Genomic DNA, 24,910 nt, shown 5'->3' with positions numbered 1-24,910 from the left:
TGTACGTCCATCCTATAATTCCGGCCAATGCTCGATACACTGCCATAGATGCTCCATCGTCTCCCGGCGCTGCGCCAGCAGCTGCGGATGCGGCCAGATCGCCTGAGGCTGCAGCAGATCCCGCTCGATCAGCAGCAGCATCCACAGCGAATACAGTATCGCAAATCGGTAATAATCCTGGTAAAAAATTCTGCAATCCAGCGATAATCGATGATCCTGTTCACCAAACTGTATAGTTTGCCGGGTCTGCTGCCAATACTGCTGAAGAAGCTTTTGCCGAAGTGTCGGGTTCATTCTTCGAGGAAATAGAGGATGAGACATGTCGAGCAGATGATACAGATCCCAGTAAGGCAAGGCAGCATGGGCATGCTCCCAATCGAGCACGATCAGACGTCCCTCTGGATTCAGTCCGTAATTGCCTGCATGCAGATCGCCATGGGATAGTACCGGCGATTCCTCTGGAGCAAACTGTCGCAGTTCATCCCGTAAACTATCCCACTTTTGTGGATCCGGGATACAATATTGAGCTCTTCCACTGCGTTCTTCCATACCCTGCCCATGTTCGTCATGTTCGTCATGTTCATCGTGTGCATCATAGATTCCGTTCAGCAGCCCTACTGCCTGCTCCCAATTCTGAAGCACCTCGTCTTTGACAGCAGACAGGGGCGGCTTTTGTCCCTGAACAGGCAGCTCCTGAATATTTCGTATCGGTATGCGATGCCACTGTGCCATCAGATTCACCATTTCCAGCAGCACCTGCTCGTTATGGTGATGACTCAGCGTGCCTATATCCTCCAGAATAAGCCAGCAACCCGAGGATGCAGATACATCTATAGCGTGCTGATTAGCGAATGCCTGCGCTTCTTCATTTCCCATAGTCTCTGTAATGACCCCTGTCGAATATGCAATCAGCTGCGGATATACCTCAGGCAGCCATGGCATCACCTGTTGATACACCCGGACTTCACGTATCACATCCGCTACTGTGACGAATGGCTTGTAAATATAGCTCTGTCCGTTTTCCTTTAACTGAAATCGCTGTACAGACAATCCGTGCAGTCCGGTGTACAGTACTTCGATGTTTGTTGTCCACTCTCTATGTAATTGTCCCTGCCGGGTAACGATAGCTGTCCACTGCATTACATTTCACCTGATTTCCGGTTGGTTCCCTTTGATTATGAATACCACTATATCATGCGACGAACTACCCTGCAGGTCACCGGCAGTCAGATGAAGAGGAATTTCCATACAAAAAAACAGCCCGTGTCCAGATCAATAAGGAAGCACGAGCTGCTTTTGGATGAGATGATCATTTATAAAATATAGCCCTTAGCGGACAGGTACAGATAGATGAAATAAAGCGATTATTTGGATTGCAGTGGATTGCCGGCGCGGATATCGTCGGTCATTCCAGGATAAGGAGCAATAGAGATCAGCTCTTCATTGTCCACACCTGCATTCTCGATAAATGTAATATCGGCAAATTCCGGTACGACATACTTCGGATAAGTCTCATATTTCAGACGGGATTCTTCCATCAGGGAGATATGGTCGTTCTGGTAGCAGACCGTGATCTCCGGATGTTCATGCACCCATTTCGGGAAGAAAATAATACCATGCATTCTTTTCTCATCTGGCATAAAATTAAGAGATACATCTGTGCCTGTCGGTTCGGTCCAGGATACTTTGTAGACGCCTTCGGTCAGTTTTACCAGATCTACTTCCTGATCGCGTACCCAGCGTCCTGCGACCATACCGGAGTGAATACGGTAATCGATCGTGTGGTCATTCTTGATATAAATCTCGTATTCCCAGCTGTTCTCATACGTATAAATCATGTGACTACCAACAAATTTGTCCATGTTCAAAGCACCTTCCTCAAGTTAGTATAATGTGTCCAGCTCCAGGCATTTCTGCGAACATGCAGGTTCTGAAATGCCAAAACTTTATTGAATGTAATCAAAACGTGTAATTATTTACATGTTTATATTAACATTATTCGTTATACACCGTCAAATTGTTCAAGGGGGATTATTGCCTTATGCGAGTATTAAAATATGCCATTCTCGGGCTGCTGAATCGCCATGAATGCAGCGGCTATGATATTACAAGTCAATTCAAGGAAGAGATCGGGCAGTTCTGGAGCGCCAAGCACAGCCAGATTTACCCGGAACTCAAAAAGCTGGTCGATGAAGAACTGGTCCAGTTCCGCACCGTGATTCAGGGAGAGAAATTAGAGAAAAAAATGTATACCATTACCCCGGAGGGGCAGCGGGAACTGCTGGAATGGGTGAGTGTTTCGGCTCCCCTGCCAGAGACGGAAAAAGATACATTCATGCTGAAAATGTACTTTATCGGCAATCTGCCAAAGGAAGAAGCACGCGCCCTGTTTGCAGATCAGCTACGTCTGCGCCGCGAAAAGCTGCAGGATCTACAGCAGCGATATGAAGGACTAAAACCGACATTTGGAGCGGAAGGTGGAGAGGTGACATTTGCCAATCCTCATCTGGGACATTATCTGGTACTGACCAAAGCGCTGGTACGTGAGCAGAGTTACGTAGACTGGCTGGAACAGCATTTGCAGATATTCGGGTAGTGAGATGCTTTTACTGGCAGCTTTTGCTGAAGGATTGGAGTTACTTGCGAAGAGTAGAAAAAGTGCAGCAATATGGAAAACTAGAAATACCAAAAAGGCATCCTGATCAGGGATGCCTTTTGCGTGTGCCTATAGGAATAGTGTAGAAATACAGCCTGTTTTCATTTGCCAAGGTGTTCTTTACAGAAGATGAGTTTCTGTTGGCTGTTTTCTTGTTAGTATTGGCCTACAGCTATCCTTCATACAGCTACCTGGGCAGATAAAACGGGTATAACCTCTGTTCCTGTTCAGAACTCTTCATACTCCGCCGGGTCCTGATCCCACAGGCGTTTGTTATCTTTGCTGAATGCAGAGATCGTCTTCATCTGCTCCTCGGTCAGTTCAAAGTCGAAGATGTTCAGATTCTCCTGCTGATGCTCAAGCGAACCTGCTTTTGGAATCGGAACAGCGCCCAGCTGGGTATGCCAGCGCAAAATCACCTGGGTTGGCGTTTTGCCATGCATCTCGGCAATTTGCTTAATTCCGGCATCTTCCAGTACACTTTCGCCGCGACCACGACCGAGCGGACTCCATGATTCGGTGATGATACCATGCTTGCTGTGGGCAGCGCGCTGCTCTGCTTGTTCAAAATACGGATGCAGTTCTACCTGATTGAGCACCGGCGCTACGCCTGTTTCCCCGATAATACGCTCCAGATGCTCCGGCAGGAAGTTGCTGACTCCAATTGAGCGGACATAGCCGCGCTTTTGAGCCTCGATCATCGCCTGCCAGGCTTCTACATACTTGTCCTGCTTGGGATTCGGCCAGTGGATAATATACAGGTCAAAGTAATCCAGACCCGTACGCAGCAGCGATTCTTCGATCGTCACGAGCGCTTCGTCATACGCATGATGCCGTCCCGGCAGCTTGGAACAGATGCGCAGCTGCTCGCGCGGTACCGCACTTTCACGGACAGCTCTGCCTACTGCACCTTCATTCTCATAGTTAAATGCCGAGTCGATCAGCCGGTAGCCAGCTTCGATTCCCTGTTTGATCGATTCGACGCCCTTGTAACCGTTAAGCGAGTAAGTACCCAGCCCAATTGCTGGAATGTCCAGTCCGTCATTCAGCTGGATAGTTGGAATATTGATTGACATGTATAATGTCCTCCTTTCTTATTTACCATACATACCCAATTAAACCAACGGCCTGCACAAAGAAACCCGCCTTCATGTGAAGAAGACGGGTGTACATGTATTGAAGTACCTTTTAGATAGGCTACTTGAATAGATCATTTGCCTGAATCTAATCCCTCTGTTGCAAGCAGTGTATGCTGTTCAGATCGTATCGCTGTGCTGCACCAAACTATTCCTGTTGGGCAACCGGCACGGTTATCGCTTGATTGCCTTGGTCCAGAATCCGCCATGGAATTCACGCGGCTCGACCATGATCACAAAGGCTTTGGGATCGACAGCCAGAATACTTTTGTACAGATTATCCTGGTTTTTGCGCTTCGCCAGAATCTCCATCATGATCCGCTCGCCATCACGGCCCTGTCCGATCCAGGAAGTGACACCATATCCTTTGTCCCGCAGCACTTCAACCAAATGATAATTCGGTGCATCGCTGATGACTTTGACCGTAATATAACCCAGTGCAATCTTCTCCTCAATCCATGAACCGAGCAGAATCCCCATCCCATAACCAATCGCGTACACGATCAGACTCACTACCTGATCCAGATAACTCAGCACCATATTGAGTCCCATTACATAAATAACGACTTCAACCGTCCCGATGCTGGCGGCTACATACTTTTGCCCTTTCAGCGTCAGAATCGTTCGTAGTGTATACGCCGTAACATACACAATCTGAATCAGAAAAATAAACAGCAAAATTTTAAGCATAATGAGGTAAAACACCTTTCCGGGATAATCCCTTCGACTTGGAATTCTTTTCTGCCAACCTGAACCTCGTTACAACATCAAACAGCCCAAAAACATCCTTTTTTCGGCTGCATCTCCGGTGTAGAACCTCCGCCGACTGTCTGAATCACTGATAGAATAAGAACATAAGTTCCCTTAACTGGAAAATATAACACAAAGGAGTGGAATACAATGTCCGTTATTTTACCACTGAGCGAACAGTATAGACAGCGGCTGCGGCAAGCCTCTTGGCGGATGCAGTACCGCGCCAAGACCAGATTATATCACGAACATTTACCCTTGAACGAGCAAGTTAGCCATCTTTCTGTACAATCCGATGACATCGATGTTATTCTGCTGCGGGAGTGGATAGATACGCTGCCTTCCGAGCAGGGCCGGTTGATCATCACCGGTCTATATCTGGAAGGACAAAGCGAGCAGGAACTGGCAGCCCAGCTGCAAATCAGTCAACAGGCGGTGAACCGATGGAAGCGGAAAAGCCTGGAACACCTCTCCCGGACGAGCAATTTGTAACCCTGCTGGAACTGGCGCGCGGTCCGAATGGACAGTCGTCTATGCTGGAACTGCTGGCTTATTATGAGCCGGAGATGCGCCAGCTCAGCCGTTATATGCCGATGGAACGAGAAGATGCAATGCAGGCGCTGCGGCTGGAATTGATTGAACTGTTACAAGAAAATAACTAGCAACAAGGTTAGAGCAGTAGCCATTTGGATTTCTGCCTGCTTGCAAGTAAAACCTCCTGCGTACAGAAAACAGAGAGTATAATAGACATACTTTCAAATCCCGGAATGCGCAGGAGGATGAATATACCTATGAGATTGAATAGATCGAACTTACTGCGATTGATACTTTTGCTGGCTATATGGATCGTACTCGCTAGAATGTTCGGGCTGTTTACGCACTTTTCATTGGCAGGATTATGTCTGTTTGCCCAAACGTTATGTATTCTGCTGCATGACGAACTCAAATTCAGATTTCCGGAGAAATGGACAGCTCGTTTACTACTCGCCTGCCTGGCTCTCGGTATTACCGGACTCAGCATGTTTAATGCCTGGCAGCTGGAGGATACGGAAATCTGGTTCAAAGCATTTGCATTTCTATTTTCCCTTGTTGTCGCCTACGTATGCATCAAAATGCTGATAGAGACGATTCGGGACAGGCACAGTGATACATAATGACATCATAGAAGCTCGTTTATCGCGTATCGAGTGAGCCTGCAGCTGATTAATCGGATGCTTGCCCGTCATTCCCGATTGAATAATCATTTGCCAATTGGGAAGATCTCTGCTCGATGATTGCAAATATACGGAGCAGCATATCCGTCGTTTTGTCTTTTTCCGTAGCATTCTCGGGCAGATGTAGTTCCCATGTGGCATAGTCTTGCCCTTTATTTACATAACCAGCCACATGGGCGCCGTGTTCTCCAACAACATCATTTAGCTCAAAGTTATCATCTGTAAATAGGGAGACCATCAATCTCTCCGCACCAAAAAAGAAAACAGGCGTCTTCGTATGCATAAAGAAATCCCTGTGTTTTTTCTGTGCAGCCTCTGCCAGACGATCTGCTGTTACGATAATACCGTCAAATGCTTTGCTGTCCTGAACCGATAGATGATCCAGATCGACTTTTGTGTAGGCAACGTTCGTGACAGGCTTCAGTGTTCCGTTTCCGATGATCGCGATAGACAGGGGACGAGACGGCGTTGTATATCTTTCCCCATCCGGATCATATTCTGTAATCTCTGTGCTGTTACTGCATCCAACCATAAAGAGCAGTATGAGCAGAATCCAACGTTTCATGTCTTTCCCTCCCTGGAAGTAGTGACGGATCATAGACCCGAAGGATACAAGCCTGCATTTATACAGCCAAGCACCTTATAAATAGTGAAAAGAGAGCATTCCGGGAATGCTCTCTTTTTGTGTTCTTATCATCCGTTCCTCTATTTACCACTTACTGCTTCGGCGGCTGTAGCACTTCCTTCTCTACTTCTTCCGGCCAGTGCAGCTGCACACCACCTTCAGTCAGCATCTCCTGATAGCGGCTCACATGCTCACTGGATGCGTACACTTCCTGCGGGGTCAGATCATGCTGAATCGCATAGGCTGCCAGATAACCCGCTGCTTCCCCGATATTCCATTCCACGGGATGCAGACGATAACAGCCGCCGGCGATCTGGGTCATGCTGATATTTTTGCAGGCTGGCAGCAGGTTTTTCATCCGTACCGGAATTAGCGAACCGAGCGGAATCTCGAATGGATAGTTGGGAATATAGAACGTCCGGTGTGTCTTGACCGTCGGATGCAGATCGAGCGAGTAGCTGCCGATGCCTACACTGTCCTCGTAGCGCTTGATCCCCTGCTCACCGCGCAGCTCCTTGCTCACATCATGCTCGGTGATTGTGTACATGCCCTTGATCCGGCGGGATTCGCGGATATATGGCGCTTTGGCGAGTCCATCTGCTGTACCGACAATATCGCCGCGCAGCCGGATACCCGGGTAGCCTTTGCCGCCATCCAGACGAGGAGCTTCGGTCTGCAGCCAGTAGACGAGCGACAGGGTGAGCTGACGGGCACTCTCCAGATTCGGCATCCGTTCCTGCAGCGGCACACCGGTAACCGGGCCGGCATAATAATCGTTCATCGCCCAGTTGAGCAGGGATACTTCGGCACTCAGCTTCTCGGTCCAGATCGACGGATCGACGATACGGCGGTAATCCCACAGCGACGTCACACCCTTTTCATTCGGCAGCAGGGTGAATTCCTTGAGCTTGGTCGTATCATTCGCATCGGTCGCATACCAGCTCAGAATCGGATACTCGGAAAAGGACGGTGTGTACTGACGCCAGAACTCGTACTCTTCCGGCTTATCGATTGTAAAGTCGCCGCCTTCGATATAATCAACTGCCGCCACATGCGTAATCGACTGCATATCCAGTGGATCGGCTTCTTCCAGTGCATGGGGTTCATCGGTCTGGGATCTGGATTCGGCGCCGCTCACGTACTCTGTGCCGGACATCGGCAGCAGATCGCCTTCATCGGTACCATCCAGATAATATTGACCGATCAGGGTGGTATATTTCGGACGATAATGGCCCAGCCGGTTTACAGTTATGGAGCGGATCATATCATGTTCCACATCTACTTCAACCGGTACCGTCTGGTACAGCACTTCGATACGCTGCGTATTTACATAGACTGCGAGCATATCTTCAAGCACCTGCAGCGCGATTTTTGGCTCATGTGCCAATCGGCTGACCCATCCGTTGCCGGGATTGAGGATCGGATTGGTCAATGCTTCCTCGGTAAGCGGATAGTTGTTGCGGTAATATTCCCTTACCCGCTCCCGGAACTCGATAAAGGTCCCCGGTGCACCGATTCCTTGCTCAATCCAGCGATGTTCATCCGGTGGAACCGCCTGGGAAGTGAGCTGTCCGCCGAGCCATTCTGTCGGTTCGGTGAGAATAACATGTAGTCCCTGTTTGGCGGCAGCCAGCGCAGCGAGCGTGCCTCCGAGGCTTCCTCCGATAACGATAACGTCGGCTTGTATAGTATGTGGGTTCATGGCTGAGATCTCCTTTGGGTACGATTTGGCATGATGATTGGGGCATGACTGCCATCTTTTGGATCATTGATAACGTTTTATTTTCCATCTTTGTATCATTTATACCAGTTACAGGATATGAAGTTCAAGTTTACAGCTATCTATGCAGCAGACATGGCTGGAGGCTTTGTACTGAGTATTCCTTGCCTTAGTAAAGAGCAGACAATACGTCTCAATCTGCATGTACATTCAACCCAACCTCGAACATCCGATTCCAAGGCATATAACAATCCAGAATACGCACGGAGTGTCCTTCCTGTTCCAGATGATCACGGATAAATTGTTCCAGTCCTTCGCGAACCATCTGCGAGACCTGTCCGCGCGGACCATCGAGCAGGAATTTATCCAGGCCGAGTTCCTGAATCGGTCCACTACTGAGTGCTTTGCGGACAATCGAATCATAGCCCAGATCCTCTACATATCGCAGTGCCAGGAAATTCATATGCTCCCGGGTCCGGCCATAATGAAGATAGATCATTGACTGGGCGATCACGGTACCCAGCGTATTGGAGCTGGTATTCCAGCCGGCATATCCTGCCAGACGATACAGAATTCCGCGCTGACGCAGCAGGCTGAGCAGTTCCAGATCGCCGCCATTGGCATAAGCGATATCTGCAATCGCTACAGCAGGCCGACTGGTCTGTACGGGTACGATTTTACCGTCAGCTTCTTCCTGCGCTACCGTATCAGCATGCTCTGCTGTAAGGATGTCAGAAGAAGATCGATCCAGCAGATATCCCGCATATTCGACCAGTTCAACGAGGGTACGCTCGGTATCGTAGCCAGCCGAAGGGTTGCCCTGATTGACCGCTTCACCCATCTTTTCCCCCGGTGTGTTCAGCAGCAGCACTAGATCCGCTTCGGACTGCGAGGAGACAACCATACCTCCGGCTGCGATAATCTGGTATTTGAGTGTCTCATACAGACGACGGTCTTCATATGCCGGTATAATACGCGGTCCCTCGATCGATCCAAATCGCAGATATACCGAAGGCACCGCGGCCTGGAAATGGTTCACCATACGTGCCATCAGCGTACAGCCCACCTCGTCCGCTCCCGGATACATGTATGCACGCAGACCCAGATGTTTCTCGCGAATCGCTTCCCGAACCAGCCGTTGGTCTCTGGCTGTATATCCATACGGAGCGGAATCATCCTGCGGGAAAATCAGAAAATCGATAATCCCTTCCTCCACATACTGGAGAGCGAGCCGGTTGGCTTCGCGGTTCACCGCACGGCGTCCCAGATAATCGATTAGCACTTCCTGCGGCAGCCGGGCATTAATATCTCTTAATTCTTCCTGTTCTGCGGGATCAAGCCCTTGCTCCTCGTCCAGATGTTCCAGATAGCCTTTACGAAAAATTTCCCGGCCCCAGTCGGCATAATAGTCCGGTTCTTCATCCGAAGAAGAATACTGCGGACAACGCATAATCAGCTGAAAAGCATAAATGATCAGATTCGGGTTCTGTTCCTTGAGATGACGCAGCTGATCCATCCGCCGGGCAATCTCTGCCTGATCCAGTTCATGCAGACGAGAAGGCACAATGCCTCCATACAGCAGAGTATCCAGTGACAGGACAGCGCCCTGGGCACGCAGGCATTCCAGTTCGGTCCACGTCCATAGACGTGTCGTATCGGCAGGCTGCTTTTTGCATCCCATCCATTCCAGCGGAGGACGAACGACTTTATAATCCGTACTTTTGCCCAGCTTATAGGGGAAATTATAATTGCAGGGACGCTCATCCAGTGGGAGAATCACGATCTTACCGTTTTTGCCATGCGAAGAATTCATGATGATCCATGCTCCTTTGAACTATGTATTGATCGGTATGCGGCTATCCATAACCTTGATTGCAGCATACCGACCGGTTACTATTTTTATCCATCTGCATCTTTGTCTGTGTCTGTTTGCGGAATCCTGCGAGATGTTATCAATTGACGACCATACCTCGCAGCTCGATATACAATTATAACCATAGATAAAAATATCTGTATTTACATCCAATCATATCGAACGGAAAAAGTAAAATTCTGAATCAGCATGCAGCTGATCTGGCTGCGCTGCAAAAATACAAATTTATGATGCATCGCATTTGTTCACTGGATGTACGTATCTCCGATCACAGTTCCCTGCTGTCCATACGTATCACCGGTCACACTTGATGGAGCCTGATTATTGCCATAGATCAATTTGATATCATTCAGATCAATACTGCCCCAATTTCCATCCTGATCTACTTCACCGACCACCAGAATGCCTTCGTATTTGCCCGGCTTGACTGCGATCGGGTCCTGCAGCAGATCGTATGGATCACTTTTGAATCGGTACATTGGAGTAATAGTTCCTTGACCGATCTTGATCCAGCGCTTGCCCTGCAGTCCGTAGATCGTATAGTTATGCATAGATGGAGCCATAGAGAAGCTGGAGATCTGCACACCTTTCAGACTGACCGGAGAGGGGAACGACAGACCAAATGTGCCACCTGACCATAATGAATAGCCGGTAGTCATATAACTGTCGATAACCGAATATGGATCATAGGCCGGTATCGGTTCTGCGCTGCCGCTGGCAATCGTTCCAGCAGGCACTGCTCTGCTGATATTCGGCGCGGTTGCACTGCCTATAACTTTTCCGGTTGGATTAACCAGCTGTCCGTTAACGCTGGCATTGACCCGGAACGTATACTCTTGTCCATTGACCAATCCGGTGACAGGATATCCCTTATATGCTTCGGCGCTCACCTGCATGGTTCCACTAACCGGGTAGATCACCGATTCATAAGTAACCGTATAATAATCGGCGTTCGGTACAGGATTCCAATGCAATGTTACCTGATGATCTCCACGCTCGGTCCATAATCCTCCTACAGTAGCCATATCCGAATCCCACAGAATCTCATACGTCTCGACCGCTGTATTGGTCGAATTCACGTGTATGGAGATGCGATCGTACCAGTCCGGTGTAATCGGGATCGGGTCCAGCACATACGGGCCAATCCGTGCAGCCAGATCATAGGATTTGTGTCCGATCTCAGTAGCTACTCCATCTTTCCAGCCATAGGCAGTATACGTAAGCGTCGTATCTGCCGGCACGGCAGGCAGCACCTGCAGAGAAGTCATATAGGTCGTCGATGGCATCTGGATATAATAATTAAGGTCTTTTACATATCTATAAGCCATCGATCCCCAGGTACTGTTCATATTGCCATCGCCCATTTTGTTGTACAGCCAGCTGTTATCCCATTCATTAATTCCAAATCCGGTTCCACCCGGGAAAAAGCGGGAGCTTGGAATAATGATCGACATATCGACCGACCGGTTGCCCTCACGTCCGTTCACAACTGGTACAACAATAGCATGATAGACCCTGTCCTTTTCCAGCCCCGGGATAATAAAATAATTGCCTGGCTGCCGGTCGGATGGCTTGAGCTCTACCTGATCGGTATACTCTCCAAACTCCGGTCCGTATTTGACAATATATTTCTCGGCACCTGGCACTTCATCCCACTGCAAAGCCCCCTGCGTGTTCTGTCCTGGCAGTACATTGGCATTGCTTACCCGTGACAGCTCCGACATCAGATAGATCGTCGTGACATTGACAGCCTTGTTTGGATCTTTATTGAAAAAGTTGATTCGGATACTCTTGTACCATCCTGGTGTCATCGCCCGCATATAGTAGGCATAACCCGAAGGATCTTCCCAGGCAGACTGCATCTCATCGATATCACGCCATTCTCCGTCAACCAGCCCTTCCAGCCTAAAATCCGTCGTGTTGCTCCCACTATTCAGAAACGTCTTGAATCCATTCAGATAAAGGGGATAAGGAAACTCCAGTGTCATCGTGGCCTTGTTGGTATCTACATCCCAGCCGCCACCAGCTGTGATCCGTTCCCAGTCATCGCCATGTAATTCACCGGTAGGTGTAATAATGCGGGTAACTGCCGGAATCGGCATCACGTCCATTTTGCTAAAGTCCTGCTGCTGTTCTGCTGCATGGATCACTCCTGCAGGAATCATACTGCCGAGCATCGCCCAGATCATAAATACGGATATAGAGCGCCATAACCCCTTGTTTCGCTTCATGTGATAGCCTCCTGGCTCATAATGGTATAGGTGTGTCTGTGCTGCCTTACACCAATGCGCAATTTGTAGATTCTGCGATACGCGATACAACCCGTTTCTGCCATTTCTCTATTTTGGCGAGAGTACCTGCCGGAGATCATTTTGTCGTGAAGCTGTCTGGAGTGCCGGACAGACTCTTTGTGAATTCCCCCCCTTTTCCGATTTCATAATATGCTGCGTACTTGTGCAGAAGCCTGAAAACACCCTTTTGGAGCAGCTGGTCGAAGGTATGATTATGTAAATGGCAGCACAGAAAAGGATAAGCGAAGCGCTTATCCTTTGACTGCACCGGCCAGGCCTTCCATGTAGTAACGCTGGGTGAACAGGAATACCAGAATAATCGGAATAACCGAAATGATAGTACCTGCAGCAATCCAGCCGAAATTATACGAAAACTGACCATTCAAATATGTGAGTGCCGAAGCGAGCGGATATTTCTCCGGATCATCAAGAACGACAATCGGCCAGAGGAAATTATTCCAAAAAGCCATCACTTCCAGCAGCATGATAACGGCGATGCCGGGTTTGACCAGCGGCAGGACCAGCTGCCACCAGATACGAAGCTCGGATGCACCATCCATTTTCCCCGAATCCCGAATCTCGGACGGGATTCCCTGGAACGTCTGACGCATCAGGAAAATATTAAATACCGATACAGCTGCCGGCAGAACGACACCCAGATAGGAGTTGCCCAGATTCAGCCACTGGATCGTCAGATAGTGCACAATCATCGCGGTAGCGGACGGTATAATCATTGTTGTAATAAGCAGTGCGAATACCATATCCCGGCCTTTAAAACGGAACAGCGCCAGCGGATAGGCAGTCATACAGGACAGCACGATATTGAATACCACACCAAGCACCGTAATAATGAGCGTGTTCATAATATATTTGGGGAAGTTCATATAGCTCCAGACCTGCACATAATTACCAAAATCAATAAAGGTAGGCCAGATGGCCGGCGGGTTGGAGAATACATTACGACCCGGCATGAGCGAGACGCTCAGCAGCCACAGGAACGGTCCGGTCATGAGCAGAGCCAGCAGCAGGAGCAGAATATACGTAAAGGTATACCGCACCACTTTGCGCACACGACGAGCCATCCTGACGGATGACACCGCATGGCTACGGGAATGTTCCATCGCTTTGTTCATCAGTAGCTCACCCCGCCTCTCCGGTTCAGCCGGAATACGAATATGCTAAGCGCACCGACAATCACACTCACGATCAACCCAAGAGCCGATGCATAACCAAAGTTGAACTGTTCTAGACCTTTCTGGTAAATGTACAGGCTGGAGGTTAGCGTAGCATTGCCCGGTCCACCCTGGGTCAGTACGAACATCTCGTCAAAGACACGAATCGCGCCCATCAGCGAGATGAGTGTACAGAACAGGATATGCGGACGCAGCAGCGGCACCGTGATCCGCAGGATGACCTGCCAGCGGCTGGCACCGTCGATCATCGCTGCTTCGTACAGCTCTGACGGAATGCCCTGCAGTCCAGCCAGATAGAGCACCATGTAATAACCAAGGCCTTTCCACATCGTAATGAACATTAGCGCATACAGTGCTGTGCTGCTGGTCGACAGCCAGCCGACCTGCTCCTGGATGATGCCCAGCTGCATAAGAATATAATTGACGACTCCATTGTTGCTGAACAGCCAGCTCCACATGAGCGCGACGGCAACCATGGAGGTGACGACAGGAATATAATAGGCCGCCCGAAATGCCTTGATCAGCGGCAACCGGGTATTGACCAGAATCGCCATCAGAATCGAGAACACCTGGATAAAAGGGACAATCAGTACATAGACCAGCGAATTCCACAGTGAGGTCAGGAAGCTTTTATCCTGAACCGCTGTTACATAATTTTCGAATCCTACATAGTGAGTCTCGCCGATTACCGAGTAATCGGTCAGAGACAATGGAATTCCGTAGATGATCGGCCATAATACAAACACAGCGACAATCAGCAATCCGGGAGCCATGAAGGCCCACGCGGCAAACGTCTCGGTTCTCATCCATCTCATTATGTTCGTCCACCGCCTTTGGAGGGTCAGTATCTTGCCTTCATTGCAGAACCATACTCTGCAGATGCGACCGGGATTTAACGAAAAATGACTTCACCTAGATATGTTCCTGTATCTGTTCCTGTTGATATTTTATTGTTTGAGAACCTGATTGACTGCCTGCTCTGCGGCATCAAGTCCTTGCTGCGGATCTTTGCCATTCAGGAAAATCTCCTGCAGCTGCAGAGCGATTGCCGAGTTCACATCACCTGCATTTGGTACACCGACCATATAGTCGACCGCTTTGTCCAGACTTTCGGCTGAAGCGACTTTGGCCTGGGATTCCAGCTTGTTGTCATTCTGGGTAAAGAACGGGTCCTTGATCGATTCCTTGGTGCTTGGCAGCGTATTGGCTGCTTTGGCAAAAGCGGTCTGATTGGCAGCGTTCGTCAGGAATTTGGCGAATTCTGCCGCTTGTTCCGGTGCTGCCGATTTGGCCGGTACAACCAGGTTCATGGTGTTGGACAAGCGCACGTCCGCTTTGCCTGTCGGCAGCGGTACAGCTACCGTATTCTCATATACATCCGGTGCTGCTGTTTTGATAAAGTTAATAAAGGTAGGTCCTGCAATCTCGAACGCAGTTTGTTCACTGGAATAATACTGGATCTGCTTGTCAAAGTTGGCATCTTCACCAACCAGTACCCCTTCCTGGATCAGCTGCTGCATGCGCTGGATCATCGATAGGGTTTCCGGCGTATTGAATGCCGCTGCCGTTTTGTCTTCATTCAGGATCGAGATGCCTTCTACCGGGAACAGTCTGGCTGCAAATGTCAGTGCATAGCCGTTCGCTCCTGTTTTGGCTTTGACCTGGCGGGCCCATTCATTTAGTTCATCCCGCGTTTTCGGCGGATTCTCCGGGTCCAGACCTGCCTGTTTGACCAATCGGGTATTCATGTACAGTACTTCCGTACCGGTATACCATGGCAGGGCATAAGGCTTGCCGTCCAATACAGTGGAATTAAAGATCCCTTCAAAGTAAGAACCTTTCTCTTCATCGCTCAAATAAGGTGTCAGATCGGCAAGTGCTCCCTTGGATGCCATCTGATTGGCAAATTCTGTGTTCAAATTCACTACATCCGGTACGTTGCCACTGGCAATTCCGGTTAATAACTTATTAGAGATGGCATCATATGGATAATCGCTCCATTCAATCGTGACGCCGGGGTGACTTTTTTGGTATTCTGAAATCAGGGTATTAAAGTATTCATTAAATGTGGGCTGAAGCGCAATCGTCCAGAACTTAATGGTAACCTTTCCCTTTTCCTCATTCTTACTCCCGGTATCCGATCCGCACGAACTGAGCACAGAAGCGACCAACACAACGAGCAGACACAGTATCGTAAAGCTTTTGATCTTCTTGTTCACTGTCTTCATTCCTTTCATATGTTATCCAGCTTCCTTAGGCTCTACCGTTTCCATACTCTCGATATGTAACACATAACGGCAAAAAATAATTCTATACTTTTTTTCTACCCTTGACACGCATTATAGCAAATTAGGCAGTAACAAAAAAGGGATGTACAGGAATTAAAAGGTAATATAATAAGGAGTATCTTGATCTACCTTGTCCAATACTCAGCAAAGAAGGTGAATCGCATGCAACCTGCATGGATTATCGTAATGGGGATTGTTATTGTTATTCTGGCCGTGATTAGCTGGATTCTTCACTCCTCCAAAAAAAGGATCAAACCGGCAGCCAATGAGACGCTGTCACCACCTTTCACGGCGAATACGTCTGAATCCCATAATGGCAGTAAACCAACTGCCAAGCCCCATAACGTTGTTGAATTGGCAGCCTTTCGTGAGCGTCGTTCCCATACACGCCGCAAAACGGATACCAATAGCAAACCGGCAGAGTTATCCGGACGTCCGGCTGTTGTCCGTCCGCTGCCGCTGTCGAAGAATGGTCTGCCACCATCCAAGTTGCGTATGCAAAAGTGCTCTTACTGCAAAAAAGAGGTGAACCATCTGACCTTTTATGCCAATGATGACGGTAGTCTCGTAGGTGTATGCAAGGATTGTGAGCCCATTGCCAAACGGCGTGACCTTTTACCGTTATAATAGAAGGAATCTACTCTGATACTGATACAATCCGAATTTACTTGGAAATAGGTGAAATCTATGCAGCAATCTCATCCGGAGTATTTGCCGGAAACAACAACCGACTTACCCGTACCCGCTGATTCTTCTACTCAAGAATCGGAAAGTACCGATTACCCGGGTTCCAAAATCTGTTCCCGCTGTGGTGAGCTTCACCCGCTGTCGCATTATGCCCGGCGAACAGGTCGCAAATCCGGCAGAAGCCAGCGCCGCGGTACCTGCCGAAGCTGCCGCAAACAGCTTAAAAATCAGATCAAGGATACACCCGAGGTAACCTCGGATACGGTGCAAGTGCAGGTACAACCGATATCCGCTCATGCTTCCCATACTGTTCCGTCAGCGATCCAGCCTTCTCCGGCTCCGCAGCCGACTGCAAGAGCTACGCATATTACAGCGGTCCGTCCCAATCGTCAGCTGCCCTCCATCGACCAAAAGGATATCCGTGGACAGGGACTGGATCTGTCGACACTGCGCCCTACCCGTAAAGGTATTGTCTACATGCGCGGACGCACGGACAAAGGACGCCGCTGGCACCAGGAAAGCGATCTGGAGACCGCCATTGTGCTCGTCCGCGAATATGCGGCAGTGGTCGTCAATCCGCATACGATTCGCCGTCTGTACAGCAACCGCTCTTTCCGGCGGTATATTCTGGAACGTGACCAGTATACCTGCTATTTCTGCGGCGGATATGGCGATACGATCGACCATCTGCTGCCGCGGGCTCGCGGCGGCCATACAACACCGCTCAACTGCGTATGTGCCTGCAATCTGTGCAATCAGGCCAAAGCCGATCACGACCTGTCCCATTTCATCCAGCCGGAATGAACAGAATGCTGATTAACTGTTCCGGACCATATAATCAACGATTGGTTCCAACAAAAAAAGCAGCCCTGTGCTCTGTACTCACCGTACAAAGCCGGGCTGCTTTTGGTTATTTTGATCAGATCGCTACTATTCCCATGGATAATCCGTTGTCAGATAATCGGCGAATTCCTTGCTTTCTTCCCGGCGCTGACGGCGCATGGCCGCCCGGGAAGGTGCGGTTTCATGAAGCTTACGCTCTTCTTCGGTCTCCGGCACCACAGTAGGCACCTGCACCTTGCGCTTGCCTTCCCCTATTGCTACAAAAGTCAAAAAGGCGGTGGCTGCGATATTTCGTTCACCGGACTTCAGATCCTCCCGGATGACTTTGACGAATACTTCCATCGAGCTGCGACCGGTCCAGGTCACAAAAGATTCCAGCGTAACCGAATCCGACGGATTAATCGGATACAGAAAGTCCACCGAATCGGTAGACGCAGTGACCGTATCAACCCGGCACAGCTTGGAGGCAGCAATCGAAGCGATATCATCGATATAGGACATCAGTTTGCCGCCGAATAACGTATTGTGATTATTAACATCTGTCGGAAACACGCGTGCCGTCTTGAAGCAGCGCGTTTCCCGTACATACTTGGTCGCTGCCGGTTCGCCTGAAACTGCGGCAGATTGATGCAGATTGTCATGTTTCATGGGTTGATCTACCTTCTTTACGTTGAATATTCTGGTTGTCAGGATTACTTATTATTCAGGACTGCCTATCATTCATGATTGTCTTCCGGGTGATTTCTGAACAGCCTCATGGATGGTGTACCCGGACGTTCTATATCGGTGGACGATGCTTCCGGCTGCTGGGCCAGATCGGATATTCCGATAATCTCCTGCACATCCTGCAGAAAAGCATCCAGTCTCGCAGCTGCCAGCATCATCGCTTCTTCCAGCTCCGGCAGATGAATCGGAGGATTGATCAACCGGCGGCGGACCTGCTCCAGCATATGAAAGCTCTCGTTCTGGGATTGCAGCGCAGCAAGTCCCTCTTCGGGAATACCGGTCAGCAATTGTACGCCTTCCCGGTGACGGGCACTCATGAGCTCCCAATTTTCCATCAGCAGCTTTTTGTGCAGATCCAGCTCATCCCTATAACCGAGAATAGCGTTTCGCTGGTGGTGAATCTGATCCAATGCCGTTCTTACCTCTGTAGTGAGCACATTCGCATGACGGTACTGCTGATCATGTTCATCCAGCGCATCGGCAATTTTCGGCAGCAGCTGTTCGATCTGGAACTGCAGCTCCTGCATTCTGGCATAGCGATCACGCTGTTCCTGAATATGCACTCTGGCGTACTGCTCCCGCAGCAGCTCTACTTCCTGCTCATACCGTTCCGGCTGCAATTGCAATTGCTCCAACTGCTGCGGAGCCAGCGCCAGCATCTCACGAGCATCATCACGGTAACGAATCAGATCAGCAACCAGACTGCGAGCCTCCCGGATATGCTGCTCTATTCTGCGAATACTGTCTATATCTCCACGAGCCAGCAGATTCGGCAGATATTCTGCCTCGCTGCGGGCCTGATCAAGCATAAGGAAAGGATTGTCGGTATTTATCATCAACTGCTCTTGTTCGATCTGCCAGCGCAGCTCCCGTTCGGCATGTTCAATATCGTCTAGCCATCGCCGGCTCTGCTGCTCTGGAGATTGTCCGGATAGCTCGTCCACTGCTCCATCCCAGCTCTGCCCAGCAAGTTCGGAGTTTTCCACAAGAGGGTGAGAATTATCTGCTGTTCCAGAACTATGGCCATACTTCAGCCATTCCTCAATCTGAACTGCTTGTGCATTCAGCTGCTGCTCCAATCCCTGCAGTTCCTTTGCAGGCCGGGTAGTAGAGAACAGCGAGATGTTCCGGCTATCAATACACTGACGCAGTCGGTCCAGCTGACTGGAATACTTCTGTATGTCCAGTTTACGGGCTGTTATCGCAGCAGCTGAGAATCCACCAAGCATACCTTTGTCCAGTGAACCGGAAGAATCGGAATGGGACAGGCTGCCCAGCCGCTCATTCCACTCGTCCACTCGTGCACGAAGTCTCTTCTGACGGCGATGCAGTTTCTCGGAAGCGACGGCTCGCACAATCAGCAGGACCAGGAGAGCTGCAGCTACGCATCCTCCTATAATGTAAAAGATCACCTGGCGCAGAGACTTACCATTCTGCTCGGATAGAGGCGGCTGTCCGGCTGCAGACAAAGCTGAACTTGTATCCGGACTGGAAACATCGCCGAGTCCATTGAGGTAATCACTAACCGCAATAACTCCACCAGCCAGATCTCCCTTTTTGGCATAAGGTACAAACTGACTGTCGGTCACCCCGGCGATACTGCCTGCATTGCTTCGGGCAATCCGCTCTGACAGTTCCTCGTTATCGAATACCAGATGCACATAATTGGGGTCGGTCGTAATCATGAGCAGCAGCTGATTACCCGAGAATCCAGCCTGTTCATACACTTCGTTAGCCAGCTTCATCCCCTCTGACTCACTCATTCCCGTGCCGGTAATCACGTACAGATCATAGGTATGATGATCCAGTCTGGCATTCATTCGGCTGATATCCTCTTCGGCAAACAGGCTGGCATGATCCATAATATGACCCTTCTGTTCTGCCGCGAGTGCACTGCCTGGATAAAGGCACATATTTACTGCAAGCAGAAGCAGCAGGATCACCGGCATATACCGAATAGTTCGTGGCTTATTGTTCATGATCGTTCCTTTCTCCTCAGAAGCGCTTCACAGGGAAGACTTTCGCGGGAAGAATCGGCTTCCGAATTGTCTGTATACGTTATTATGATACAATTATCGGTATTAATGAAGAAAATCGTTTGTGAGGAGGAGCGTATTCCCCATGTCGATAGAGACTACTGCTATTTTACCAGAATTATTATCCTTAAATACCGGTATGCCGGTCAATGTGGAATGGGATGGCAAAACCGTATTCACCGGATTCATCAAAAAGCCGGTTCCTCATCCTGTCAACATCTCGTCAGACGGACTCGAACAGGACGGGCAGGGCGATCTGAAAAATCATGGCGGTCCGGACAAAGCCGCCTGTATCTACTCGGCAGATCACTATCTCTGGTGGAGCGAACAGATGAATCGTCCTTTTGAAGCTGGTGCGTTTGGAGAGAACTTTACCGTGAGTGGACTGCAGGAACAGAATGTACGCATCGGCGATGTCTACCGGATCGGGTCGGCTGTTGTACAAGTCAGCCAGCCTCGCCAGCCCTGCTTCAAGCTGTCTGCGTATCTGGAGCGTAAGGAAATGATTATGCGCGTACGGGACACCGGCTATTCCGGCTTTTATTTCCGTGTGCTGGAGCCGGGTCAGGTTACTGCTGGAGACCGGTTTGAATGGATACGCCACGAAGGCAATGGAACAACGATCGCAGACTGCAATCAGGTGCTGTACCATGAACGCGGAGACACTCCGCTGCTGCGCCAGCTGTTGAATGAGCCAGCACTTGCCTCTTCACTGCATAAGCACCTCAGCAAGCGTCTCGGCTAGGGAAGGAGAGTACTCATGATCATTCACAAAGGCGAGACTTTGTTCCGTCAGGGAGAGAGCGGGCCACTGTACCGCATCAAAAGCGGACTGTTCAAGATAGTGCGTCTGCACGAGGACGGCAGTATGTTTTTATTTAATATCATCGTGCCCGGCGAGATGATCCCGCATCATTCGCTGATCAGTCCGATGAATTATCACGGCACAGCGATTGCGCTGATCTCGGGAGAAGTCGAGATTGTACATGCGGCCGAATGGTATGATCAACTGAATCGCGATCCTGCCCGCTATCATGAAGTAGCTGCGCTGCTGCAGGACAAGCTACGCATGATGCAGCAGCGAATCGACCAGCTCACCCGGGTTACCCCGGCAGACAAGCTGGAACAGCTGCAACACTGGTTTGCCACTTATCTTAAGGATATCCCGATTACCGAAATTATTACCCAGGACGAAATCGGCCAGCTGATCGGACTCCGGCGCGAGACGGTAAACCGACTGCTGCGCGCACAGACCAAAAAGCAGGACTCTTCCATTTCATAGGAGGAGTTCTGCTTTTTTATATTCTGATAGATATGATTTTAAAATAAAGCCGAACCATGGATGGTATAGAATTTTCGCTTCATCCATTGATTTGATCTATTTCTGGCTCAGTTAGCCTTCTCGCCTGCCTATTTCCCGCTTGCTACCAGACTCGCTGCAGGGCCAAAGAATTCATAATGCCGCTGCTCCACAGGAACCTCCAGCTGATCCAGTGCTGTATTGACCGCCTGCATGAAAGGCAGTGGACCACAGAAATAGTAATCGGCGTTCAGATCAGGCACCATTTCCTTGAACCAGTCGGGCTGTAGATAGCCTTCATAATGAAAGGCTTCATTCTGTCGGTCCAACTCGGTCGGTGTACTGTAACAATAATAAGCAGACAGATCAGGGCATTCACTCGCAATCTCCTCCACCTGACGGCGCATCGCGTGCAGCTCACTATTGCCTGCTGCATGGATAAAGGTAATGCCTGCTCCCGATGACTCGGCAGCGAGCGAGCGCAGCATACTCATCATCGGTGTCAGACCGACGCCGCCGCTGATGAGCACGACCGGACGACCGTGCTGACGCTGCAGCTGGAAGTCTCCTGCCGGCGCGGATATATACAGCACATCCCCTTCCTGCACCTGTTCATGCAGATAGACAGACACCTGCCCTGCCGGACGAACCTCGTCGCCATCTTCACGCTTGACGCTAATGCGGTAGTACGGTTGTCCCGGTCCGTCAGATAGACTGTACTGACGGATCTGCTCATACGGCTGTCCCGGAACATGTACCTTGATGCTGATATATTGACCCGGCTCGAACGCAGCCAGTTCGCCGCTATCCTGGGGCACCAGGTAAAAGGAAGTAATGACAGCACTCTCCCGCTCTTTGCGCTGTACTGTAAAAGCACGGAATCCCTCCCAGCCCCCTGGCTGCTGTTCGGCCTCCTGATACATCTCCTGCTCGATTCCGATAAAGACATCTGCGATAACGCCATATGCTTTGGTCCAGGCATCCAGAATCTCCGGTGTTGCCGCTTCACCGAGCACATCCTGAATCGCCTGCAGCAAATATTTGCCAACGATCGGATACTGATCCGGACGGATGCCCAGACTACGGTGCTTGTGGGCGACCTGCTTGACGACCGGTAGAATCTCTTCCAGCCGGTCGATATGCAGCGCCGCCATATAGACCGCATTCGCCAGCGCAGTCTGCTGACGTCCCTGCTTTTGATTGGCGTGGTTAAAAATATTCAGTAGCTCGGGATGCGCTTCGAACATCGTCTGATAGAATCTTTTGGTAATATGTACCCCTTCGGTCTCCAGTACAGGTACAGTCGACTTGATCACTTTAATAGTATGAGCATCCAGCATTCTAATCTCTCCTTTGTTTTGGTCATTACAGCTAGCACGGATGGCAGTTGATCTTCTACAGCTGCTACCGGCATAGGCAGACCGGATAATAGTCACAAATTAATATTAATTTCAGATATCTCAAATTCTATTCCCATTCTATGACATCCCAAGTGATTGAGATCACACTAAACGTTAACGTTCGTTCACAATTACGAATCATCCCCGGATAAGACCAACAAAAAAACCATCCCCAAGGTGGACGGCTTTTGGTTTTTTCATTTCAGGTTCGGGCCTAGATGCTCATATCGAAGCGGCTGCCAATGCCCATATCTGCCAGGCTGCGATTAGCCTGTGCCTGCTGCTTTTCTTGTGCTTTCTGGTTCTCTTCCTGCACTTTCTTCAGAGCTTCCAGTGCAGCCTGCTGGGCAGACTTAGTGGAATCGGTAGAGTCCGTGGATGAAGAACTGCTGCTGTCGGATGAATCAGAGCCGGAACTTTTGCTGGCCTGAGCGATCTGGCGTTCGACCTGCTGGATCTGCTGCTGAATCTGTTTGATTTGTTGTTCACTGTCTGTGCTTTTTTTGTCTGTACTGGATTGTAATTTGGTGAGCTGTGCTTCCAGCGCTGTTTTCTGTTTTTCCAGCGCGGATGTATTACTGGTGGATTGGGTTGATGTATAGGCCACTGAAGAAGTGGATGAGATTTGCATGGATAAACACCTCGGGTCCGTAGATTACCCCTATCCTTGTACCAGTATTCCCTTTTTGTTTATCGGCAGAACACGTTAATTTTTGTATATAAACAACAGAAAATAACCATACCACCCGGACTAAGATCCAGGCAGTATGGTCATTTTTAACAATAGGACATTCTATGCAGGCAGAGCGATTATGGGTACTGCAGAGATGTGTTTTGTGCACCCGCATAGCTCAAAGCATACTGTTTGGCAGCAGCAGCACTCAGTACAGAATAAGAGTAGTTACTGGACGGCTTCCAGGTAGTCACCGGCAGATTGGCTGTAATCGCCGGGGATGAACCGGTATCCTTGAATTGGCCGCTCAGTTTGGTACTTGGATCAACATTGACGATTGCATTATCGCCAGCTGCATTAAACGCATTACCTTCGGAATAGACTTTGGCATTGGTCGCTACAGTGAAACCCAGTTTGTAGTTCTGGATCAGGTTGTTTTTGACATGGAAATAACCATAACGCATCAGACCCGGTGCGCGTGTATAGACGTTATTGAAGTAGTTATTGGTCATCGTCAGATGCGGCAGACCGGTATATTGTTTTACGCTGGCATTGTCATCGTTAGGCCATCCCAGAATCAGACCATAGCGATGGTTCGTGAATTTGCTGTTGGAAATGGTGATATAGTCTGCTCCGCTACCCACATACATCAATTTATCCAGATCATGTCCATTCGGATCGTATCCATGACCTTCGAGCGTAACATGATCGACCCAGTAATTCTGTCCATTGTTAATGTACAGTGGGATGTCATTATTTTCGTTAATATTTGCCGTATGAGCAATCACCAGATTCTTGAAAATTATATTACTTGAGCTGCCGGTTGTTGTCAGATAGACATTGGTCAGCTTGTTATTATTGTAAGCGCCAACAATTGTTTTGTTGGCTCCCAGGTTAACAATCGATTTGCCGGAAGAGCTGATATTTCTGCCTACGACAACCGTTTTTCTTTGGGTGTCTCCTACCTGCTGCTTCAGTTCGTCCAGTGTATTTACTGTAACTACAGCGCCGCCGTTACCACCTGTCACCGCTGATTTGGCTTGTCCGTATTCATTCTTGGCATTGCCTGCGAATCCGGTCAGACCCTGCATAGGATCCGGATAGTTGCTGGCTGCCTGGGTCGCCGGAGCATGGAAAGCACTTCCCAGACCGATACACAGAACGGCAGTGAGAATCCACCGGGGCGTATGTAGAGATTTAATATTTAACTTTTGTACCATGGTATGTCCTCCTTTATTTGATGCATAATAGATTAATTTCGTATAACAGTAAATTTATGCATCTATTGAATTTTAAAGGAAATGTTGGAGATTGTGAATGCTAGAATATAGAAGATTAACGGCCCAAACGTATATCTAAAATAAACGGTTAATTATTTGACTATCAAAGCGTTCCGGGTAATATCATATTAGGTGGTATATAAGTATTCCGAAGTAGTGGATGATTATATTTATATACAGTTCAATACGATAAAAAATCCAAAAATGGTATTATCTCCT

At 49.2% G+C, this 24,910-nt stretch carries 24 protein-coding genes; 8 read left to right on the top strand and 16 right to left on the bottom strand.

Going from position 1 to position 24,910, the window contains the following annotated elements; all coding sequences use genetic code 11:
* Positions 1-12: 12 nt before the first annotated feature.
* Together WH46_RS16325 and WH46_RS16320 are read right to left on the bottom strand one after the other, a co-directional pair.
* Positions 13-1,140, bottom strand: a complete 1,128-nt coding sequence (locus tag WH46_RS16325; RefSeq protein ID WP_046227548.1) for a phosphotransferase — start codon at positions 1,138-1,140, stop codon at positions 13-15.
* 224 nt (positions 1,141-1,364) lie between these two features.
* Entirely contained in the window at positions 1,365-1,862 is a 498-nt protein-coding gene (locus WH46_RS16320) for a phenolic acid decarboxylase (protein WP_046227547.1), read from the bottom strand.
* A gap of 179 nt (positions 1,863-2,041) precedes the next feature.
* Between WH46_RS16320 and WH46_RS16315 the strand changes: the two genes are divergently transcribed.
* Positions 2,042-2,596, top strand: a complete 555-nt coding sequence (locus WH46_RS16315) for a PadR family transcriptional regulator (protein ID WP_046227546.1) — start codon at positions 2,042-2,044, stop codon at positions 2,594-2,596.
* A gap of 287 nt (positions 2,597-2,883) precedes the next feature.
* On the opposite strand, the gene WH46_RS16310 is transcribed toward WH46_RS16315, so the two are convergent.
* Together WH46_RS16310 and WH46_RS16305 are read right to left on the bottom strand one after the other, a co-directional pair.
* Entirely contained in the window at positions 2,884-3,732 is an 849-nt protein-coding gene (locus WH46_RS16310) for an aldo/keto reductase (protein ID WP_046227545.1), read from the bottom strand.
* A 234-nt stretch (positions 3,733-3,966) separates the two neighbouring features.
* On the bottom strand, positions 3,967-4,482 hold the full coding sequence (locus WH46_RS16305) for a DUF2179 domain-containing protein (protein ID WP_017811180.1): 516 nt from the start codon (positions 4,480-4,482) through the stop codon (positions 3,967-3,969).
* A 210-nt stretch (positions 4,483-4,692) separates the two neighbouring features.
* Between WH46_RS16305 and WH46_RS16300 the strand changes: the two genes are divergently transcribed.
* From WH46_RS16300 to WH46_RS16290, 3 genes are all read left to right on the top strand, one after another.
* Positions 4,693-5,034 carry a sigma-70 RNA polymerase sigma factor region 4 domain-containing protein gene (locus WH46_RS16300; protein ID WP_046227544.1) on the top strand — a complete coding sequence of 114 codons (342 nt, stop codon included), beginning with the start codon at positions 4,693-4,695 and terminating at the stop codon, positions 5,032-5,034.
* Positions 4,986-5,204 carry a hypothetical protein gene (locus WH46_RS16295; protein ID WP_046227543.1) on the top strand — a complete coding sequence of 73 codons (219 nt, stop codon included), beginning with the start codon at positions 4,986-4,988 and terminating at the stop codon, positions 5,202-5,204. The genes WH46_RS16300 and WH46_RS16295 overlap by 49 nt, the downstream gene beginning before the upstream one ends.
* Before the next feature lie 129 nt (positions 5,205-5,333).
* Entirely contained in the window at positions 5,334-5,696 is a 363-nt protein-coding gene (locus tag WH46_RS16290; RefSeq protein WP_046227542.1) for a hypothetical protein, read from the top strand.
* 49 nt (positions 5,697-5,745) lie between these two features.
* Here the strand turns inward: WH46_RS16290 and WH46_RS16285 are convergent, their stop codons facing one another.
* The 7 genes from WH46_RS16285 to WH46_RS16255 all read right to left on the bottom strand — a co-directional run bounded on the left by WH46_RS16285 (position 5,746) and on the right by WH46_RS16255 (position 15,695).
* Positions 5,746-6,321 carry a hypothetical protein gene (locus WH46_RS16285; protein ID WP_046227541.1) on the bottom strand — a complete coding sequence of 192 codons (576 nt, stop codon included), beginning with the start codon at positions 6,319-6,321 and terminating at the stop codon, positions 5,746-5,748.
* Positions 6,322-6,472: 151 nt separating this feature from the next.
* A complete protein-coding gene (locus WH46_RS16280; protein WP_046227540.1) occupies positions 6,473-8,083 on the bottom strand; it encodes an FAD-dependent oxidoreductase in 1,611 nt (536 codons plus the stop codon).
* 211 nt (positions 8,084-8,294) lie between these two features.
* Complete coding sequence (locus WH46_RS16275; protein WP_046227539.1) at positions 8,295-9,914, bottom strand: DUF4127 family protein; 1,620 nt, start codon at positions 9,912-9,914, stop codon at positions 8,295-8,297.
* Between the two features lie 305 nt (positions 9,915-10,219).
* On the bottom strand, positions 10,220-12,205 hold the full coding sequence (locus WH46_RS16270; protein WP_046227538.1) for a fibronectin type III domain-containing protein: 1,986 nt from the start codon (positions 12,203-12,205) through the stop codon (positions 10,220-10,222).
* A gap of 311 nt (positions 12,206-12,516) precedes the next feature.
* Positions 12,517-13,347 carry a carbohydrate ABC transporter permease gene (locus tag WH46_RS16265; RefSeq protein WP_407944419.1) on the bottom strand — a complete coding sequence of 277 codons (831 nt, stop codon included), beginning with the start codon at positions 13,345-13,347 and terminating at the stop codon, positions 12,517-12,519.
* A gap of 50 nt (positions 13,348-13,397) precedes the next feature.
* A complete protein-coding gene (locus tag WH46_RS16260; protein ID WP_017811188.1) occupies positions 13,398-14,273 on the bottom strand; it encodes a carbohydrate ABC transporter permease in 876 nt (291 codons plus the stop codon).
* Positions 14,274-14,405: 132 nt separating this feature from the next.
* Positions 14,406-15,695 carry an ABC transporter substrate-binding protein gene (locus WH46_RS16255; protein ID WP_017811189.1) on the bottom strand — a complete coding sequence of 430 codons (1,290 nt, stop codon included), beginning with the start codon at positions 15,693-15,695 and terminating at the stop codon, positions 14,406-14,408.
* Between the two features lie 213 nt (positions 15,696-15,908).
* Between WH46_RS16255 and WH46_RS16250 the strand changes: the two genes are divergently transcribed.
* Together WH46_RS16250 and WH46_RS23485 are read left to right on the top strand one after the other, a co-directional pair.
* Positions 15,909-16,373 (top strand): hypothetical protein, encoded by a 465-nt coding sequence (locus WH46_RS16250; protein ID WP_017811190.1) that lies wholly within the window; start codon positions 15,909-15,911, stop codon positions 16,371-16,373.
* 60 nt (positions 16,374-16,433) lie between these two features.
* Positions 16,434-17,237 (top strand): HNH endonuclease, encoded by an 804-nt coding sequence (locus WH46_RS23485; protein ID WP_069202845.1) that lies wholly within the window; start codon positions 16,434-16,436, stop codon positions 17,235-17,237.
* A 126-nt stretch (positions 17,238-17,363) separates the two neighbouring features.
* On the opposite strand, the gene WH46_RS16240 is transcribed toward WH46_RS23485, so the two are convergent.
* Positions 17,364-17,924, bottom strand: coding sequence for an acyl-CoA thioesterase (locus tag WH46_RS16240; RefSeq protein ID WP_046227536.1), 561 nt, complete (start codon positions 17,922-17,924; stop codon positions 17,364-17,366).
* A gap of 68 nt (positions 17,925-17,992) precedes the next feature.
* Positions 17,993-19,981, bottom strand: coding sequence for a TPM domain-containing protein (locus WH46_RS16235; RefSeq protein WP_046227535.1), 1,989 nt, complete (start codon positions 19,979-19,981; stop codon positions 17,993-17,995).
* A 142-nt stretch (positions 19,982-20,123) separates the two neighbouring features.
* On the opposite strand from WH46_RS16235, the gene WH46_RS16230 reads away from it, so the two are divergent.
* Entirely contained in the window at positions 20,124-20,783 is a 660-nt protein-coding gene (locus tag WH46_RS16230) for an MOSC domain-containing protein (RefSeq protein WP_046227534.1), read from the top strand.
* A 15-nt stretch (positions 20,784-20,798) separates the two neighbouring features.
* Positions 20,799-21,320 carry a Crp/Fnr family transcriptional regulator gene (locus WH46_RS16225; RefSeq protein WP_017811194.1) on the top strand — a complete coding sequence of 174 codons (522 nt, stop codon included), beginning with the start codon at positions 20,799-20,801 and terminating at the stop codon, positions 21,318-21,320.
* Between the two features lie 128 nt (positions 21,321-21,448).
* Here the strand turns inward: WH46_RS16225 and hmpA are convergent, their stop codons facing one another.
* The 3 genes from hmpA to WH46_RS16210 all read right to left on the bottom strand — a co-directional run bounded on the left by hmpA (position 21,449) and on the right by WH46_RS16210 (position 24,631).
* The gene (gene hmpA, locus WH46_RS16220; protein WP_046227533.1) at positions 21,449-22,678 is read right to left on the bottom strand and encodes an NO-inducible flavohemoprotein; all 1,230 of its coding nucleotides are present in this window, start codon (positions 22,676-22,678) and stop codon (positions 21,449-21,451) included.
* Between the two features lie 274 nt (positions 22,679-22,952).
* Positions 22,953-23,369 (bottom strand): FlxA-like family protein, encoded by a 417-nt coding sequence (locus WH46_RS16215; protein ID WP_046227532.1) that lies wholly within the window; start codon positions 23,367-23,369, stop codon positions 22,953-22,955.
* 179 nt (positions 23,370-23,548) lie between these two features.
* Complete coding sequence (locus WH46_RS16210) at positions 23,549-24,631, bottom strand: pectate lyase family protein (protein WP_046227531.1); 1,083 nt, start codon at positions 24,629-24,631, stop codon at positions 23,549-23,551.
* Between the last annotated feature and the right edge of the window lie 279 nt (positions 24,632-24,910).

It is taken from the genome of Paenibacillus dauci, from assembly GCF_000971985.1.
In the GTDB taxonomy this organism is placed as follows: Bacteria; Bacillota; Bacilli; order Paenibacillales; family Paenibacillaceae; genus Saccharibacillus; species Saccharibacillus dauci.
The sequence above is the reverse complement of the archived record's forward strand: the minus strand, read 5'-3'. Positions and strand labels throughout refer to the sequence as shown.

Coding starts and splice junctions, on each gene's coding strand:
- WH46_RS16325 (WP_046227548.1), bottom strand. CDS start 1,140: ATGCAGTGGACAGCTATCGTTACCCGGCAGGGACAATTACATAGAGAG.
- WH46_RS16320 (WP_046227547.1), bottom strand. CDS start 1,862: ATGGACAAATTTGTTGGTAGTCACATGATTTATACGTATGAGAACAGC.
- WH46_RS16315 (WP_046227546.1), top strand. CDS start 2,042: ATGCGAGTATTAAAATATGCCATTCTCGGGCTGCTGAATCGCCATGAA.
- WH46_RS16310 (WP_046227545.1), bottom strand. CDS start 3,732: ATGTCAATCAATATTCCAACTATCCAGCTGAATGACGGACTGGACATT.
- WH46_RS16305 (WP_017811180.1), bottom strand. CDS start 4,482: ATGCTTAAAATTTTGCTGTTTATTTTTCTGATTCAGATTGTGTATGTT.
- WH46_RS16300 (WP_046227544.1), top strand. CDS start 4,693: ATGTCCGTTATTTTACCACTGAGCGAACAGTATAGACAGCGGCTGCGG.
- WH46_RS16295 (WP_046227543.1), top strand. CDS start 4,986: ATGGAAGCGGAAAAGCCTGGAACACCTCTCCCGGACGAGCAATTTGTA.
- WH46_RS16290 (WP_046227542.1), top strand. CDS start 5,334: ATGAGATTGAATAGATCGAACTTACTGCGATTGATACTTTTGCTGGCT.
- WH46_RS16285 (WP_046227541.1), bottom strand. CDS start 6,321: ATGAAACGTTGGATTCTGCTCATACTGCTCTTTATGGTTGGATGCAGT.
- WH46_RS16280 (WP_046227540.1), bottom strand. CDS start 8,083: ATGAACCCACATACTATACAAGCCGACGTTATCGTTATCGGAGGAAGC.
- WH46_RS16275 (WP_046227539.1), bottom strand. CDS start 9,914: ATGAATTCTTCGCATGGCAAAAACGGTAAGATCGTGATTCTCCCACTG.
- WH46_RS16270 (WP_046227538.1), bottom strand. CDS start 12,205: ATGAAGCGAAACAAGGGGTTATGGCGCTCTATATCCGTATTTATGATC.
- WH46_RS16265 (WP_407944419.1), bottom strand. CDS start 13,347: ATGGCTCGTCGTGTGCGCAAAGTGGTGCGGTATACCTTTACGTATATT.
- WH46_RS16260 (WP_017811188.1), bottom strand. CDS start 14,273: ATGAGATGGATGAGAACCGAGACGTTTGCCGCGTGGGCCTTCATGGCT.
- WH46_RS16255 (WP_017811189.1), bottom strand. CDS start 15,695: ATGAAAGGAATGAAGACAGTGAACAAGAAGATCAAAAGCTTTACGATA.
- WH46_RS16250 (WP_017811190.1), top strand. CDS start 15,909: ATGCAACCTGCATGGATTATCGTAATGGGGATTGTTATTGTTATTCTG.
- WH46_RS23485 (WP_069202845.1), top strand. CDS start 16,434: ATGCAGCAATCTCATCCGGAGTATTTGCCGGAAACAACAACCGACTTA.
- WH46_RS16240 (WP_046227536.1), bottom strand. CDS start 17,924: ATGAAACATGACAATCTGCATCAATCTGCCGCAGTTTCAGGCGAACCG.
- WH46_RS16235 (WP_046227535.1), bottom strand. CDS start 19,981: ATGAACAATAAGCCACGAACTATTCGGTATATGCCGGTGATCCTGCTG.
- WH46_RS16230 (WP_046227534.1), top strand. CDS start 20,124: ATGTCGATAGAGACTACTGCTATTTTACCAGAATTATTATCCTTAAAT.
- WH46_RS16225 (WP_017811194.1), top strand. CDS start 20,799: ATGATCATTCACAAAGGCGAGACTTTGTTCCGTCAGGGAGAGAGCGGG.
- hmpA (WP_046227533.1), bottom strand. CDS start 22,678: ATGCTGGATGCTCATACTATTAAAGTGATCAAGTCGACTGTACCTGTA.
- WH46_RS16215 (WP_046227532.1), bottom strand. CDS start 23,369: ATGCAAATCTCATCCACTTCTTCAGTGGCCTATACATCAACCCAATCC.
- WH46_RS16210 (WP_046227531.1), bottom strand. CDS start 24,631: ATGGTACAAAAGTTAAATATTAAATCTCTACATACGCCCCGGTGGATT.